The organism is Luteimonas kalidii, assembly GCF_029887935.1.
GTDB classification, from domain to species: Bacteria; Pseudomonadota; Gammaproteobacteria; order Xanthomonadales; family Xanthomonadaceae; genus Luteimonas; species Luteimonas kalidii.
This window is the reverse complement of sequence record NZ_JARXRO010000018.1, coordinates 367,373-382,585: the sequence shown is the minus strand read 5'-3', so window position 1 is coordinate 382,585 and position 15,213 is coordinate 367,373. Positions and strand designations below refer to the sequence as shown.

Annotated in this window: 14 protein-coding genes; 2 read left to right on the top strand and 12 right to left on the bottom strand. The window is 70.8% G+C overall.

All coding sequences use genetic code 11. The features are described from left to right. Nucleotides 1-128: 128 nt before the first annotated feature. Nucleotides 129-734 carry a YdbL family probable chaperone protein gene (locus tag QFW81_RS12695; RefSeq protein WP_280579230.1) on the bottom strand — a complete coding sequence of 202 codons (606 nt, stop codon included), beginning with the start codon at nt 732-734 and terminating at the stop codon, nt 129-131. 56 nt (nt 735-790) lie between these two features. Continuing rightward, nucleotides 791-2,806, bottom strand: a complete 2,016-nt coding sequence (locus QFW81_RS12690; protein ID WP_280579229.1) for a hypothetical protein — start codon at nt 2,804-2,806, stop codon at nt 791-793. A 34-nt stretch (nt 2,807-2,840) separates the two neighbouring features. Here QFW81_RS12690 and QFW81_RS12685 point away from each other — a divergent pair, with 34 nt between their 5' ends. Next, nucleotides 2,841-3,557, top strand: a complete 717-nt coding sequence (locus QFW81_RS12685) for a response regulator (RefSeq protein ID WP_280579228.1) — start codon at nt 2,841-2,843, stop codon at nt 3,555-3,557. Here QFW81_RS12685 and recO read toward each other — a convergent pair. The 10 genes from recO to rpoE form a co-directional block, all read right to left on the bottom strand. After that, nucleotides 3,533-4,291, bottom strand: coding sequence for a DNA repair protein RecO (gene recO / locus QFW81_RS12680; RefSeq protein WP_280579226.1), 759 nt, complete (start codon nt 4,289-4,291; stop codon nt 3,533-3,535). The two genes, QFW81_RS12685 and recO, sit on opposite strands and share 25 nt — an antisense overlap. Nucleotide 4,292: 1 nt before the next feature. After that, nucleotides 4,293-4,724 carry a GFA family protein gene (locus QFW81_RS12675; RefSeq protein ID WP_280579224.1) on the bottom strand — a complete coding sequence of 144 codons (432 nt, stop codon included), beginning with the start codon at nt 4,722-4,724 and terminating at the stop codon, nt 4,293-4,295. A gap of 25 nt (nt 4,725-4,749) precedes the next feature. Next, nucleotides 4,750-5,673, bottom strand: coding sequence for a GTPase Era (gene era, locus QFW81_RS12670; protein WP_280579222.1), 924 nt, complete (start codon nt 5,671-5,673; stop codon nt 4,750-4,752). Nucleotides 5,674-5,720: 47 nt separating this feature from the next. Next, nucleotides 5,721-6,398: a ribonuclease III gene (rnc, locus tag QFW81_RS12665; protein WP_280579220.1), complete on the bottom strand. Its 678-nt coding sequence runs from the start codon at nt 6,396-6,398 to the stop codon at nt 5,721-5,723. Continuing rightward, a complete protein-coding gene (locus tag QFW81_RS12660; RefSeq protein ID WP_280579219.1) occupies nt 6,382-6,771 on the bottom strand; it encodes a DUF4845 domain-containing protein in 390 nt (129 codons plus the stop codon). The genes rnc and QFW81_RS12660 overlap by 17 nt, the downstream gene beginning before the upstream one ends. 63 nt (nt 6,772-6,834) lie before the next feature. Beyond that, nucleotides 6,835-7,629, bottom strand: coding sequence for a signal peptidase I (gene lepB, locus QFW81_RS12655; RefSeq protein ID WP_280579443.1), 795 nt, complete (start codon nt 7,627-7,629; stop codon nt 6,835-6,837). Nucleotides 7,630-7,645: 16 nt separating this feature from the next. Further along, entirely contained in the window at nt 7,646-9,439 is a 1,794-nt protein-coding gene (lepA, locus tag QFW81_RS12650) for a translation elongation factor 4 (RefSeq protein WP_280579441.1), read from the bottom strand. 212 nt (nt 9,440-9,651) lie between these two features. After that, nucleotides 9,652-11,199, bottom strand: a complete 1,548-nt coding sequence (locus QFW81_RS12645) for a Do family serine endopeptidase (protein ID WP_425604037.1) — start codon at nt 11,197-11,199, stop codon at nt 9,652-9,654. Nucleotides 11,200-11,317: 118 nt separating this feature from the next. Then, nucleotides 11,318-12,298: an RseA family anti-sigma factor gene (locus tag QFW81_RS12640; RefSeq protein ID WP_280579218.1), complete on the bottom strand. Its 981-nt coding sequence runs from the start codon at nt 12,296-12,298 to the stop codon at nt 11,318-11,320. Next, on the bottom strand, nt 12,295-12,909 hold the full coding sequence (gene rpoE, locus QFW81_RS12635) for an RNA polymerase sigma factor RpoE (RefSeq protein WP_280579217.1): 615 nt from the start codon (nt 12,907-12,909) through the stop codon (nt 12,295-12,297). The genes QFW81_RS12640 and rpoE overlap by 4 nt, the downstream gene beginning before the upstream one ends. Before the next feature lie 227 nt (nt 12,910-13,136). Between rpoE and QFW81_RS12630 the strand changes: the two genes are divergently transcribed. Further along, the gene (locus QFW81_RS12630; RefSeq protein ID WP_280579216.1) at nt 13,137-15,212 is read left to right on the top strand and encodes a 3-hydroxyacyl-CoA dehydrogenase NAD-binding domain-containing protein; all 2,076 of its coding nucleotides are present in this window, start codon (nt 13,137-13,139) and stop codon (nt 15,210-15,212) included. Nucleotide 15,213 lies beyond the last annotated feature (1 nt).

The following is a 15,213-nucleotide window of genomic DNA, read 5'->3' as shown; positions in this document are numbered from 1 at the left end:
GCCCGCGGGATGCACCCGTCGCTGCGAGGGCGGCGGACGCGTCATGTTCCAGTCTCCAGCCTGCCGGCGCGGGCGCCGCCGGCTCCGCGCCGCGACACGGCGGCCAAGTGGCCCGCCGCGGTCAGGCGCTACTTCTGCTTCCAGGTACCGCCCTGCTGGTACCACCAGCCCGGACGCGCACTGGAGATCCACTGCCGGGCGAACACGTCGCGGATCTGCGATTCCCACTCGGGATGACCGTTGGCGACGGCGATCTCGCGATAGACCGCATTGCGGTCGCGGTTGTCGTCGGCGACCGCGGCATTGACCGCGACCCGGTCCTTGATCGCGAGCTTCGAGGCATCGCGCACCACGATCGTGCCGTCGCCGCCGAAACCCAGCGCGCCCGAATCGAAATGCGGGCGCAGGGCGCTGCTGAAGCGCGACTCCATGCGCGAGCGGATCGCCTGGATCGCCGGGGTGCGGATCGTGATATCGGGCGAGGACTGCGCCTGCGCGCTGCCGATACCGACCAGGACCCAGGGATCGAAACGCGGCATGCGCAGGGCCATGCCGCCGTCCGGAGGCGGGGTCTCGGAGACCGGCGGCGGCGTCTGGCCCTCCTCGCCGATCACGTTCTCGACGAATTCGCGCGCCGCCTCGCGCGCTTCGGCGGCCGGGAAGTAGACATTGATGGTGACGCACGCGCACAGCGCGAGCGCGAGCAGGATCGGCATTCCGAGCAGGCGACGCATGTCAGGCTCCCGTTGCGTTGCGGCCGCGCGTGCGCGGGGCCGGTTGAAACACGCGATCACTCAACCACCGGCGCGACATCCCCGGCGGCCACGGCGGCCAGGCGTTCCACCAGCGTGGGCCAGTCGACGTTGCGATTGAACCCGACCACCTGCAGCTTCGGCACGCCAGCGCCTTCGACGATAGTAAAGCCATCGCCCGCTGAATGCAGGCCCGACATCCGGCACACCTCGTTCGCCAGACGGCAGCCGATGCCGATGCGGCGGTAGCCGAAGTCGTCGAACAGTGCGATCAGGCGCCCCTGCAGGCTGCTCACGAGCGAGGCATCGCCGACGCTGGAGATGTCCTGCACCGCACGCTGGCTGATGCGCTGGCGCACGCCGCGCGCCGGTTCGGTGTGCAGTTCGGCGTCGAACGCGGTGGCGGTCCAGTCCACCAGCCGAAGTCCGTCGACGCGCCCGTGCAGGCGGCCGGTGATGCTGCCGAAATCGAACGCGCCGGTGATGCCGAGCAGGTCGAGATCGCGCAGTGCGAGGTCGGCCGACAGCGTGGGCGCGACGCCGAACGGGCGCTCCATCGACAGCGCACCGACGTCGACCCGGCCTCCGAAGACCTCCACCGCCAGGCCGCCCTCGAAGTCCAGCCGCTCGTCGGCGTAGCGTGCGCTCGGGATACGGCCCGAGAGCGTGCCTGCGAACGCCGGCCAGCCCAGTGCCGTGGTCAGCTGGCCCAGGTCCAGCGCGTCGAGCTCCAGCCCGAAGTCCACGCGCATGCCCGCGTCCGGCGCGGGTGGCTGCAGGGTGAACTCCGGCAGCCGTACCTGGCCACCCAGCATCGCCAGCGACGCGGGCTCGCGCAGCCGCAGTGCGGCATCCGCACTGCGCATGGGCAGGCGGATCGCACCGAACGCCAGGTCGTACAGGGCGCCGCCACGCCAGCGCAACTCGCTGTCCGCCACGCCATCGGTGGCCAGGCGCAGGTCGCCGGCGAGCCCATCGATGCGGAAGCGCCCGGCTGCGTCGACAAGATCGACCCCATCCAGCGCTGCATCGAGCGTGTGCAGCGCTCCCTGCGCGAACTCGACCCGGACCGTCGCGGCCCCGGACAGCGCCAGCTCGCCCAGGCCGGCCAGGCCGAGCCATCCCGAGAGATAGCGGGCCGGCAGCGCATCCAGCATGGTGCTGCGCGCCTCCAGCGCGAGCTCGCGCACTCCGCCATCGGCGGCCAGCGCTGCGCTGCCATCCATGGCCAATGTGGGGCCGTCGCGCCACTGCAGGCGCGGAATGGCCCAGCCTCCGCCTTCCGCCTGGCGGGCGTCCAGCGCGAACTGCAGCGGCCGGCCCTCGAGCGCGAGATAGGTGCTGCCGAACAGGATCTCGCCATCGCGCAGTTCGCCGTCGACGGACACCTGCGTGGCGCCGGTGTCCGGCACCTGCGCAGCGAAGCCGATGCGGCCGTCGAGATCGCCGACGGCGATGCTGGCATCGGCCGACTCCAGCGACATCGCGCGGATGGCGAGATCGCCGTCCACGCGCACGGGGCGGTCGCGCGGCGTGTGCAAGGTCACCCGGCCATCGGCCTCGCCCGTTCCCAGGCGACCGCCGGACCAGGCGCTCGAGAGCAGCGCCTGCGCCCACGCCACCGGCACCCGGGTCAGCTGCAGGCGCGTGGCATCGGGCGAGGCCGCGGTGCGTTGCAGCGAGATGCGCGCGTCGCCTCTCGCGAGCGTGCCGTCCGTCCGTACACTCGACAGGTCCACCGCCAGCTGCATGTCGCCGGCACCGGCGGCGCGCAATGGACCGCTGCAGCTCCAGCGCGCCGACTCGGCGGAGGCCAAGGGACAGGTCCAGCGGACGTCGCGGAACCGGTACCCCAACGCATCCGCCTCGATGCGTGCCGCCTCGATCCGCAGCGTCCCCCGCGCGGCCCCGGCGGGCCAGTCCAGGTGCACGGTGACGCCGTGCAGCTCCGCGCCCGAAGCGCGGATGGTGTCGATGCGCGCGGTGGCGGTGCGTGCCTGGGCCGGCCATGCGCAGAGCATCAGCAGCAACAGCGTTAAGATGCGCGCAGGCATCGGCCGAGCATATCCGGTCCGCAAGGAGGCGACGATGAACCCGAGGATCCTGCTGGTCGAGGACGATCCCACCAGCCGCGCGTTCCTGCTCGCGGCCACCCGGGCGCTGCCGGCCGAGGTCGACGTGGCGTCGGACATGGCGCAGGCGATCGCGCTGGCCACCACGCACCGCCACGCGCTGTGGCTGTTCGATGCCAACCTGCCCGACGGCAGCGGCAGCGCCCTGCTGCAATCGTTGCGCGCGCGCGGGCTGGCGACGCCGGCCGTGGCGCACACCGCGTCCCACGATCCGGGCGAACATGCGGCGCTGCGCGCGGCCGGGTTCGTGGTGACCCTGGCCAAGCCGCTGCCCGCCGTGTCCTGGGCCACGGCCCTGCGCAAGGCACTGGGCGTCAGCGAAGGCCCGAGCGGCACCGCGGAAGAGGTCGCCGTCTACGACGATTCCGCACCACCGGTGTGGAACGAGGCGCAGGCGCTGGCGGCACTCGGCGGCAATGCGGCCAACGTCGCCGCACTGCGTGGCCTGTTCATCGACGAACTGCCGGCAAGCCGCGATGCCATCGCACAGGCGGCCGCCCGCGGCGACGGGGACACCCTGCGCGCCGCCCTGCATCGGCTGCGCGCGAGCTGCGGCTTCGTGGGCGCGACGCGGCTGCTGGAAGCGTCCGGGCGTCTGCATGCCGAACCTGGATCGGGCGCGGCGCTGCGCACCTTCCTGGCCGCCGCTCAGGCGACGCTGTCGTCGCCCTGAGCCGGCGCCCGGCCCGACAGGCGGCCCAGGTCGGCCGCCAGCTGCCAACTCTTGAGCCCGCGCGACCCCAGGTGCTGCGCGATCACGTCGCGCATCGCATGGCGCAGGCTCTCCAGGTCCGCAGGTTCGGGACGCGTGTCCTGGCCCAGCGCCAGCAGTGCGCGGCCGGTCGCGTAGCGACCGCGCGACTCGCCCACGCGTTCGCCGCGGACACGTCGCGGCCCGTGCTCGGCCTCGAGCCGGTAGCGCGCCGCCGGATCGATGGCGACACCGTCGCCATCGACGCGCAGATCGAAGCCCACGCCCAGCGCGTCGAGCAGGTCGCGTTCGAAGCGGCGCAGCGCCCACGCCAGCCCGGCTGCGTCGCCCAGCCGCGCGCGCACCTGGCCGTACAGCGCGTACAGCCCGGAATGCGGATCCTGCCGCGGCGCCAGGCGCAACAGCAGTTCGTTGATGTAGAACGCCGCGAGGCTGGCGCGCCCGGTGAGCAGCGGCGGCGCATCGAGCGCCTCCACCGAGGACAGGTAGGCCAGTTCCCCGCGCTGCACCGCGTCGATGCGCACGTGCTGCAGCGGCTGCAGGGCGGCGAACTGCGCCTGCTTGCGCGGCCCGCGCACGCCACGCGCGATCACCCCGAGACGGCCGTGGGACTCGCTCAGCAGGTCGACCAGCAGGCCGGTCTCTCGCCACGGGCGCGCGTGCAGCACGTAGCCCGCCTCCCCCGCATGGCGCATGTCAGCCGGTCGAGAACGCGGCGATGACCTCGGCCTCGGTCATCTTCCGGGTCTGGTTGGCGAAGGCGTACCAGCCCGGCTTGCGGTCGATGAAGATCTCGCTCTCCAGACGGAGTCCTTCGACTTCGCCGAACAGGCCGGCCGACACGTAATACGTGCCCTGTGCACGCAGCCGGTAGAACAGGTGGCTGCCGCAGTGCGCGCAGAAACCGCGCTGGCCCCATTCGGAGGAATCGAACAGCGCGACCGCGTCCTCGCCTCGTTCGAAGTGCAGCTGCGTGCCGCAGCCCAGCGACAGGAAGGCCCCCCCGCCCCAGCGCCGGCACATGCCGCAGTGGCAGGCGTCGGCATGCAGCGCCTCGGGCTGCACCTGCAGCCGCACCTTGCCGCACAGGCAGTGGCCGTGCAGGGTCGTATTCGCGTCATCGTGCATGGACAGCGCTCCGTTGGTGGCAGGGTCAGTCGCCGTAGCCCAGGGTGCGCAGCGCCGACTCGTCGTCGGACCAGCCCTCGCGCACGCGCACCCAGGTCTGCAGGAACACCTTGGCGTCGAACAGCTGCTCCATGCGCTCGCGCGCGCGCTTGCCGATGTCGCGCAGGCGGGTGCCGCCCTTGCCGATGACGATCGCCTTCTGGCCCTCGCGTTCGACCCAGATCACGGCGCCGATCCGGTACATCACCCCGGCCTTGGGCGAGGGCTCCTCGCTGAAGGATTCGATCTCGACCGTGGTCGCATACGGCAGTTCCGCGCCGAGCTGGCGCATCAGCTGCTCGCGCACCAGTTCCCCGGCGAGGAAACGCTGGCTGCGGTCGGTCAGTTCGTCCTCGCCATACAGCGGCGGCTGCACGGGCAGCAGCGCGAGCAGCGAGGCCACCAGCGGCTCCAGCCCCTGGCGCTTGAGCGCCGAGACCGGATGCACGGCCGCGAACGTGCGGCCCTCGCTGGCCCGCTGCAGGTACGGCAGCAGGCTGGCCTTGTCGGCGATGCGGTCGACCTGATTCACCACCAGCACCACCGGCAACCCGCTCTCGCGCAGGGCGTCGTAGGCCAGGGTGTCCTCGTCGTCCCAGCGGCCGGCCTCGACCACCAGCGCGGCCGCGTCCACGCCCTCCAGTGCGCCGCGTGCCGCACGGTTGAGCACGCGGTTGAGCGCGGTCGAGGCGCGCTTCCCGCCTTCGCGATGCAGCCCCGGCGTGTCCACCAGCACCAGCTGGCCGCCCGGCACGGTGGCGATGCCGAGCAGACGATGGCGGGTGGTCTGCGGCCGGTTGGAGACGATGCTCAGCTTGGCCCCCACCAGCGCGTTGACCAGGGTGGACTTGCCGACGTTGGGCCGGCCGATGACGGCCACGTGGCCGGCGTGGTGGGTGTGGGGATTCATGCGCTGATTGTCCGCGCGCGGACGGGCCGAGGGCAAATCGCGGGCCGTCAGGCCCCGGGCAGCTGCCCGAGGACGGCCTCGGCCGCGACCTGCTCGGCCGCACGCCGCGAGCCGCCCTCGCCTTCGCCGGCGAGTGGCGGGTCGGACAGCACGCAGCGGACCACGAAGATCCGGGCGTGCTCCTCGCCCGACTCCTGCTGCAGCACGTACTGCGGCAGCGGCTTCTGGCGCCCCTGCAGCCACTCCTGGAGACGGGTCTTGGCGTCCTTGCCGACCTTGCTCGCCGGCACCGCGGACACGGCGGCCTCGAACCAGGGCAGCACGACCCGCCGGCAGGCCTCGAAACCGGCATCGAGGTAGATCGCGCCGATGATCGCCTCCAGCGCATCCGACAGGATCGAATCGCGCCGGTGGCCGCCGGACTTCATCTCGCCCGGGCCCAGCACCAGGCGAGGTCCGATCTCCAGCCGGCGCGCCACGGCGGCCAACGCGGATTCGCGCACGAGTTCGGCGCGCGCGCGGGTCAGGGATCCTTCGTCGGCCTTCGGCCAGCGCGCGTACAGCGCCTCGGCCACGATCATGCCGAGCACGGCGTCGCCGAGGAACTCCAGCCGTTCGTTGTGCGGCGCCCCGGCGCTACGATGGGTCAGCGCTTGGGCGAGCAGCGCGGGCGTGGCGAAGGCGTGGCCCGCGAAGGCGGTCGCCTGATCAGTTCGGGTCTGCACCGCTACCGGACAGCAGCTGGGTGGCGTGGAACCGGCCGACCGCATCGAGGTTCGCGACCAGCGGCTCACGCACCTCGTACGTCACGTCCATCTGCCATGCCTCGCCCACGCGCTGGATCTTGACGTGTTCCTTCTTCACATGGGACGAGTAGCTGATGTTGAGGCGGCGAAAAAACAGTTCCTGGATCCGCCCCGGCGGGTAATTGCCCACGCCCGGCTCGGCCGCCAGACCCTTGAGCGCGGATTTCACCGAGTAGTACTCGGAATACATCGGAAACAGCTTGATGCCGATGAAGACGAAAAACCCGGCCACGCCTGCGACGATGATGAACCCCAGCAGCGTGATGCCGCCCTGCTTGCGACGCGTGTTCATGCCTCGATTCCCCCGGTTGATCCCGTTGCCGCCGGTCGCGCCGGCGCCCCAATTCTGACCGGCCTACGGAATGCTGCCGCCGATCCGGCTCCAGTCGACCCAGCCAGGCGCGCTCGAGTCGAGGTTCATCCAGACCAGGAACGCCTTGCCCCGCAGCTGGCTCTCCGGCAGCGTACCCCAAAACCGGCTGTCGTCGCTGCGATCGCGGTTGTCGCCCATCACGAAATACTCGCCCTCGGGCACGCGCCATTCGCCTTCGCCCGGGTCGAACCCGCCCGGCCGCACCGTCTCCAGGACGAGGTGGCTTCGGCCCGGCATCGTTTCCTGGACCAGCTCCGCGCCGGTCATGTCGCGGCCGCGGCCGGCGCCCTCGTAGGCAATGGCACGGCCGTACTCGAACGGCTCGCCATTGACGTAGACGGTGTTGTCCCGATAGGCGACCACGTCACCGGGCAGGCCGACCACGCGCTTGATCCAGTCCTGGTCGGGATGGTGCGGCGGCCGGAACACCACCACGTCGCCCCGCTCGGGCTCGCCCAGCGCGATCACCTTGCGGTTGTTGATCGGCAGGCGGATGCCGTAGGTGAACTTGTTGACCAGGATGAAGTCGCCGATCAGCAGGGTCGGCATCATCGAGCTGGACGGGATCCGGAACGGCTCGGCGATGAAGCTGCGCAGGATCAGCACGAAGAACAGCACCGGGAAGAAGGCGCGCGCGTAGTCGACGACTACCGGCTCCTTCTCGTCGATCAGTCCGGCGCGTGCGGCGCGGCGCCTGGCGAACAGCAGCCTGTCGAGCAGCCAGGTGATGCCCGTGGCGAAGGTCAGGACGACCAGCGCGACCTCGAACCATTTCATCATGTCACGCCATCCCCTACTTGTTGTCCACCTGCAGCACCGCCAGGAACGCTTCCTGCGGGATCTCCACCCGGCCGACCTGCTTCATCCGCTTCTTGCCTTCCTTCTGCTTTTCCAGGAGCTTCTTCTTGCGGCTGATGTCGCCGCCGTAGCACTTGGCCAGCACGTTCTTGCGCAGCGCCTTGACCGTGGTGCGGGCGATGACCTGGGAACCGATGGCGGCCTGGATCGCGACGTCGAACTGCTGGCGCGGGATCAGCTCCTTCATTTTCTCGGTCAGCTCGCGGCCGCGGCGGTCGGCGTGGCTGCGGTGCACGATGATCGACAGTGCGTCGACCTTGTCGCCGTTGATCAGCGTGTCCACGCGCACGAACGGACCGGCGTCGAAGCGCAGGAACTGGTAGTCGAGCGAGGCGTAGCCGCGGCTGACGGACTTGAGCTTGTCGAAGAAGTCCAGCACCACCTCGGCCATCGGCAGCTCGTAGCTGATCTGCACCTGGCTGGCGAGGTACTGGATGCCGATCTGCACGCCGCGCTTGTCCTCGCACAGCTTGATGATCGCGCCGATGTAGGCCTCGGGCGTGAGGATGTTGGCGCGGATGATTGGCTCGCGCACTTCCTGGATCTGGTTCGCCGGGGGCAGCTTGGCCGGGTTGTCCAGCGGCATCACCTCGCCGTCGGTGCGCAGCACCTCGTACACCACGGTCGGCGCCGTGGAGATCAGGTCGAGGTCGTACTCGCGCTCCAACCGCTCCTGCACGATCTCCATGTGCAGCATGCCGAGGAAGCCGCAGCGGAAGCCGAAGCCCATCGCCTCGGAGCTCTCCGGCTCGAAGCGCAGCGCGGCATCGTTGAGACGCAGCTTGTCCAGCGCCTCGCGCAGGTCGGGATAGTCCTCGGCATTGACCGGGAACAGCCCCGCGAACACGCGCGGCTGCATCTCCTGGAAGCCCGGAAGCGGTTTCGCCGCGGGGTCTGCAGCCAGGGTCAGCGTGTCGCCCACCGGGGCGCCGTGCACGTCCTTGATCGAGGCGGTGATCCAGCCCACCTCGCCCGCGCCGAGCTTCTTCAGCTCCTTGCGCTTGGGCGTGAACACGCCGACCTTGTCGACCTCGTGGGTGCGCCCGGTCGACATCACCAGGATCTTGGTCTTGGGCCCGATCTCGCCCTGCATCACGCGCACCAGCGACACCACGCCCAGGTAGTTGTCGAACCACGAATCGATGATCAGGGCCTGCAGCTTGTCGGTGTCGCGCGGCCGGGGCGGCGGGATGCGATGCACGATCGCCTCCAGCACCTGCTCGACGTTGAGGCCGGTCTTGGCGCTGACCGCGATGGCGTCCTCGGCATCGATGCCGATCACCGCCTCGATCTCGGCCTTGGCCTTGTCGATGTCCGCGGTGGGCAGGTCGATCTTGTTGAGCACCGGCACCACTTCCAGGCCCTGCTCGACCGCGGTGTAGCAGTTGGCGACCGACTGCGCCTCGACGCCCTGGGCGGCATCGACCACCAGCAGCGCGCCCTCGCACGCGGCCAGCGAGCGCGAGACCTCGTAACTGAAGTCGACGTGCCCGGGCGTGTCGATGAAGTTGAGCTGGTAGGTCTGGCCGTCGGCGGCCGTGTACGGCAACGACACCGACTGCGCCTTGATCGTGATTCCGCGCTCGCGCTCGATCGGATTCGAATCGAGCACCTGCGCCTCCATCTCGCGCGCCTGGAGCCCGCCGCAGATCTGGATGATGCGGTCGGCCAGGGTCGACTTGCCGTGGTCGACGTGGGCGATGATGGAGAAGTTGCGGATCAGCCGCATCGGGTCGGACATGGGGAGGCGGCGGCCACGCCGTCAGCAGGACAACGCGGGATTATCGCATAGCGCGCCGTCGCTCCCGCGACCGCCGCCGCCCCGATCAGGGCCGAACGCCGGTTCGGACGCTGTCCGCCACGCGGCTGTCCGAAGCGCCGGGCATGCGGCCTTGAAGCGGCCGCGCGGGAAGCGCGGCCGCCGGACGGCGAAATCGGAGGTTACTCGTCCCCGCCGGGGGTGATGGCGACGAAGCGGCTGCCGCCGGCGCGGCTGCGCACCAGCAGCATCACCGTCTCGCCGGCCTCCACGCCACGCAGTTCGCGCTCGAGCGCGGCGGCACTGCCCACGGGCGTGCGACCGACGCGCAGCACCACGTCACCCGGCGCCAGGCCGGCCTCGCGCGCGGCCAGGCCCTCCACCCGTGCGATGCCGACGCCTTCCCGCGCATCCAGCCCCAGCTGGCGGCGCTGGGCCTCGGTCAGGTCCTGGGTCACCAGACCCAAGACGTTGGCGCCCGCGCCGCCGTCGGGGGCCGGTGCGCCGGGACGCGGTGCAGGGCCACCGGCCACCGTGCTGTCGTCGAGCTCGCTCAGGGTCACGTCGAACGTGCGCTCGCGGCCTTCGCGGAACACGCCGATCGTCATCTTCGTGCCGGGCACCTTGTTGCCGACGATCGGCGGCAGGTCGCTCGGCTGGCGGATCGCGACGCCGTCGGCGCTGCGGATCACGTCGCCCGGCTCGATGCCGGCCTTTTCCGCCGGGCTGCCCGGCACGACCTCGCTGACCAGCGCCCCGAGCGTGTCGGGCAGGCCGAAGCCACGCGCCTGCTCGGAGGTGATGCCGGTGGCCTGGAACTGCACGCCGAGCTGTCCGCGCTGCACGCGTCCGGTGTCCTTCAGCTGCCCGACCACGTTCATGGCCACGTCGATCGGGATCGCGAAGCTCACGCCCATGTAGCCGCCGGAGTTGCTGAAGATCTGCGAATTGATTCCGATCACCTCGCCGGCGGTGTTGAGCAGCGGACCGCCGGAATTGCCCTGGTTGATCGCGACGTCGGTCTGGATGAAGGGCACGTACTGCTGGTTCGCGTACGGATTGCTGCGGCCGACCGCACTCACGATGCCCGCGGTCACGGACTGCTCCAGCCCGAACGGCGACCCGATCGCCACCGCCCACTGCCCGGGCTTGACCGCCGAACCGTTGGCCGTACGCAGCACCGGCAGGCCCTTGCCCTCGATCTTCAGCAGCGCCACGTCCGAGCGCTCGTCGCTCCCGACCACCTTCGCGGTGAACTCGCGCAGGTCGCTGAGCGTGACCTTCACCTCGTCGGCGCTGTCGATCACGTGATGGTTGGTCAGGACATACCCGTCGTCGGAGATCAGGAAGCCGGTGCCCATCGCGCGACCGCGCGGTACCGGGCCCTGTCCGCCCGGCCCGGGCATCTGGAAGCCGGGACCGAAGAAGCGGCGGAAGATCTCGGGAATCTGATCATCGCCGGGGAAGGCATCGTCGGGCGACTGCGCGCCACGCGCGGCCCGGCGGGCGCCCATCGTGGTGTCGATCTTGACCACCGCCGGACCCACCTGTTCGACCAGGCGGGTGAAATCGGGCAGTCCGCTGACCAGCGGCTGCGCCGGCACCGCGGTCGCCTGGCCGGCGAGCGGCGTGGCGGCCACGCCGTCGCCCGCGGGTCGCGCGGTCGCGATGGGCAGCACCACCGCTGTGGTGGCGGCGGACGCGAGCAGGATGAGGACGAAGGCGGACACCGGGGTTTTCATCGGGACGGACTCTCGACTCGATCGACAGGAAGGCGGGCCTGCGCGGCGGCGCCACGGGCCCCCGCGCATCGCCAGCGCAGCGGCACGATGGCCCGAGGCGGATGGATCAGGGTTGCGGTGGCGGCGCCGCGTCCGGCGCCTGGCTGGCGACCTCGGACACCGGCCACGGCGAGGCCGCGGCGGAGGCAGGCCGGAACGGTTCGAACGCAGGCTCGCGCGGCGCCAGTCCACCGCCCGCCACGGTATAGGCACCGGCAGCCGGCAGCAGCGAGCGGGGCCAGGGCCGCGCCGTGGCGGCTGGCGGCATCGCGAACGGGTCGCGGTCGACCGCCACCGCATCGGGCCGCTCGAGCACGATGGGAGATGCATTCACGGCCACCGCCGGTGGCGCATCGGCGACAAGCGCAGGCGCTGCCTGGGGCCGCGCCTGCCGCACGCGTGCCACCGCAGGGGACTGCGCGCGGGTGCGCCGCTCGGCGGCCCGGCGGGGCGTCTCCGCCACCGCCAACGCAGCCGCCGCGAGCGCGGTCGCAGCTTCGGGCGCACCGCCGCGCTCCTCCGCCTGCGCCACGCGCGCTTCGTTGCTGGCCGACACGTTGGGGACCGACGCGAGCGGCGCCGCGGGCGTGGAGCCGGCTTCCGCCACCAGCGGCGCACGGTCTGCCGGCTGCGGAACGGCGCCGGGCTCGGGCAGCTGGCGACTGGCGAAGACCGCGAGCAGCGCGACCGAGGCCGCAAGCGCCGCACCACCACCCCAGCGCGCGATGCGCGGACGGCTGCTGCGCGCCGGGGTGCCGGGTTCAGTGCCGGACACGGACCCACCCGCCAGCGACAGCGCGATGCGCTCGGCGAAATCCCGCGGCAGCAGGTCGTTGTGCTGGCCGCGCATGACGTCTCCGCACACCTGCCAGCGCTCCCAGCAGGAGGCCAGCGTGGTGTCGTGCTGCAGGCGCCGCAGCATGAAGCGGGCCTCGTCCGGCGACAGCTCGCCGTCGAGCATCGCCGACAGTTGCTGGCGGTGATACACGAACAGCTTGTCCGGGTCCGGTCCGATCTGCAGGGGCTCGTTGTCGTCGACGTGGGTCATCGTGCCGCGCGCTCCGCTCTGGTGTCGCTGTCCAACAGGGGTTTCATCTCTTGATCGATCGCCTCGCGCGCCCGGAAGATGCGCGAGCGCACCGTTCCGATCGGGCAATCCATGCGCTGGGCGATCTCTTCGTAGCTCAGGCCGTCGACCTCGCGCAGCGTGATCGCCAGCCGCAATTCCTCGGGCAGGGCTTCGACCGCGCGCATGACGGTTTGTTCCAGCTGCTGCCGCATCAGTTCACGTTCCGGGGTATCGCCGTCGCGCAGGCGGATGCCGGCGTCGAACTGTTCGGCGTCGTCGACGTCGATGTCCGCGCCAGGCGGGCGCCGATTGCCGGCAACGAGATGATTCTTGGCGGTGTTCACGGCGATCCGGTGCAGCCAGGTGTAGAACTGGGCGTCGCCGCGGAAATTCCCGATCGCGCGATAGGCACGGATGAAGGTCTCCTGGGCGACGTCCTGCACCTCGCTCCAGTCGTGCACGTAGCGCCCGATCAGCGCCGCGATCCGGTGCTGGTACTTGCGCACCAGCAGGTCGAAGGCCGCGCTGTCGCCGCGCTGCACGCGCCTGACCAGTTCGAGGTCCAGTTGTTGGGTGTCGATCTCGGCCATCGGGCCTGGCGCTCCTGACTCGCCCGGCCTTCCGACCGGCAGCTGTGACCTCGGGCAGGAGCGGAAGTTCCGCCCCCGGATTCCACGGGATCTGGGGATGCCCGCCGCCGCGCGCAAGCGACGACCGCGAACCCCCGCGTCCCGGGCCCGCGCGGCGCCGATTTGACTGCGGCGAAACATCCTCTGGATCATAAGGGGACTTCCCATACCCTAACGGATGGTCCCGCATGATCGCTGGCCTCGATGGACTGCGCTTCAGCCACTGGCAGGTCGAGCTGCGCCCGGACGGCGTGCTGGTGCTGTCCTTCGACCGCGCAGGCGAGTCGGTCAACACCTTCGGCCAGGACGTGCTGATCGAACTCGAGGCGCTGCTGGAGCGCCTTGCGCTGGATCCACCCAAGGCGCTGGTGCTGCGCTCGGCCAAGCAGAAGGGGTTCATCGCCGGCGCCGACATCCGCGAATTCGCCGAGTTCGACCGCAAGGGCACGATCGGCGATTCGATCCGGCGCGGACAGCAGGCGTTCCAGCGCCTGGCCGAGCTGCCCTGCCCCACGGTCTCGGCGATCCACGGCTTCTGCATGGGCGGCGGCACCGAGATCTCGCTGGCCTGCGACTACCGCGTGGCCAGCAGCGACCCGTCGACCCGGATCGGCCTGCCCGAGGTGAAGCTGGGCATCTATCCCGGCTGGGGCGGCAGCGTGCGCCTGCCGCGCCTGGTCGGTGCGCCGGCAGCGATGGACGTGATGCTCACCGGGCGCACGCTCTCGGCCTCGTCCGCGCGCGCGATGGGGCTGGTCGACAAGGTGGTCGAGCCGGCGCTGCTGGTCGACGAGGCCGCGAAGCTCGCGCTCGAGGGCCGCGAACGCCCGTTCAGGCAGCGCTTCCTGGGCTGGATCACCAACACCTGGCCGGCGCGCCAGGTGCTGGCACCGATGCTGGTCAAGCAGGTCACGCGCAAGGCGCGCAAGGAGCACTACCCCGCGCCGTATGCGTTGATCGAAACCTGGCGCCGCAGTGGCGGCGGGATCCAGGCGCGGCTGGCGGCCGAACGCAAGTCGGTGGTCAAGCTGGCCGGCACGCCGACCGCGCGCAACCTGATGCGCGTGTTCTTCCTGCAGGAACGGCTCAAAGGGCTGGGCGGGAAAGCGCCGCACGGGATCGGGCACGTGCACGTGGTCGGTGCCGGCGTGATGGGTGGCGACATCGCCGCGTGGTCGGCATACAAGGGGTTCCAGGTCACCCTGCAGGACCGCGAGCAACCCTACATCGACAAGGCGGTCTTGCGCGCGCAGGAGCTGTTCGCGAAGAAGGTCAAGGACGAGGCGAAGCGGCCCGAGGTCGCGGCGCGCCTGCTTTCCGACCTCGCTGGCGAGGGCGTGGCCGATGCCGACCTGGTGATCGAGGCGATCATCGAGGATGCCGATGCCAAGCGCGACCTGTACGTCGGCGTCGAGCCGCGCCTGAAGCCGGGCGCGCTGCTGGCCACCAACACCTCGTCGATTCCGCTCGACGAACTGCGCGGGCAGCTCGCGCGGCCGGCGCAGTTCGGCGGCCTGCACTACTTCAATCCGGTGGCGCTGATGCCGCTGGTGGAGATCGTGCGCCACGCCGCGATGGACCCGGCCACGGAGCAGCGCCTCGCCGCCTTCTGCAAGGCGATCGACAAGCTGCCGGTGTCGGTCGCCGGGACGCCCGGCTTCCTGGTCAACCGCCTGCTGTTCCCGTACATGCTCGAGGCCGCGCTGGCCTATTCCGAAGGCATCCCGGGCGCGGTGATCGACAAGGCGGCGGTGAAGTACGGCATGCCGATGGGACCGATCGAACTGATCGATACCGTGGGCCTGGACGTCGCCTATGGCGTGGGCCAGGAACTGGCGCCGTTCCTCGGTCTGCAGATCCCGCCGGCGCTGTCGCAGCCGCCGGAAAGCGGCAAGCGCGGCAAGAAAGACGGCCAGGGACTCTATGCGTGGGAGGACGGCAAGGCGAAGAAGCCCGAGGTGCCGAAGGACTACGCCGCGCCGGAAGACCTGGAGGACCGCCTGATCCTGCCGCTGCTCAACGAAGCGGTGGCGGCGCTCCACGACGGCGTGGTCGAGGATCCGGACCTGCTCGATGCCGGCGTGATCTTCGGCACCGGCTACGCGCCGTTCCGCGGCGGCCCGATCCAGACCATCCGCGAAACCGGTGCCGACGCATTGCTCGAGCGCCTCAGGGCGCTGCAGGCGCGCTACGGCGATCGCTTCGCGCCGCGTGCGGGCTGGGACAGCCCGCTGCTGCGGCAGTCGGCCGACGTGCCGCAGTAAG

Excerpts from the sequence above, each read along its gene's own strand:
- QFW81_RS12695 (WP_280579230.1), bottom strand. The coding sequence starts at position 734 with ATGCGTCGCCTGCTCGGAATGCCGATCCTGCTCGCGCTCGCGCTGTGC.
- QFW81_RS12690 (WP_280579229.1), bottom strand. The coding sequence starts at position 2,806 with ATGCCTGCGCGCATCTTAACGCTGTTGCTGCTGATGCTCTGCGCATGG.
- QFW81_RS12685 (WP_280579228.1), top strand. The coding sequence starts at position 2,841 with ATGAACCCGAGGATCCTGCTGGTCGAGGACGATCCCACCAGCCGCGCG.
- recO (WP_280579226.1), bottom strand. The coding sequence starts at position 4,291 with ATGCGCCATGCGGGGGAGGCGGGCTACGTGCTGCACGCGCGCCCGTGG.
- QFW81_RS12675 (WP_280579224.1), bottom strand. The coding sequence starts at position 4,724 with ATGCACGATGACGCGAATACGACCCTGCACGGCCACTGCCTGTGCGGC.
- era (WP_280579222.1), bottom strand. The coding sequence starts at position 5,673 with ATGAATCCCCACACCCACCACGCCGGCCACGTGGCCGTCATCGGCCGG.
- QFW81_RS12660 (WP_280579219.1), bottom strand. The coding sequence starts at position 6,771 with ATGAACACGCGTCGCAAGCAGGGCGGCATCACGCTGCTGGGGTTCATC.
- lepB (WP_280579443.1), bottom strand. The coding sequence starts at position 7,629 with ATGAAATGGTTCGAGGTCGCGCTGGTCGTCCTGACCTTCGCCACGGGC.
- lepA (WP_280579441.1), bottom strand. The coding sequence starts at position 9,439 with ATGCGGCTGATCCGCAACTTCTCCATCATCGCCCACGTCGACCACGGC.
- QFW81_RS12640 (WP_280579218.1), bottom strand. The coding sequence starts at position 12,298 with ATGACCCACGTCGACGACAACGAGCCCCTGCAGATCGGACCGGACCCG.
- rpoE (WP_280579217.1), bottom strand. The coding sequence starts at position 12,909 with ATGGCCGAGATCGACACCCAACAACTGGACCTCGAACTGGTCAGGCGC.
- QFW81_RS12630 (WP_280579216.1), top strand. The coding sequence starts at position 13,137 with ATGATCGCTGGCCTCGATGGACTGCGCTTCAGCCACTGGCAGGTCGAG.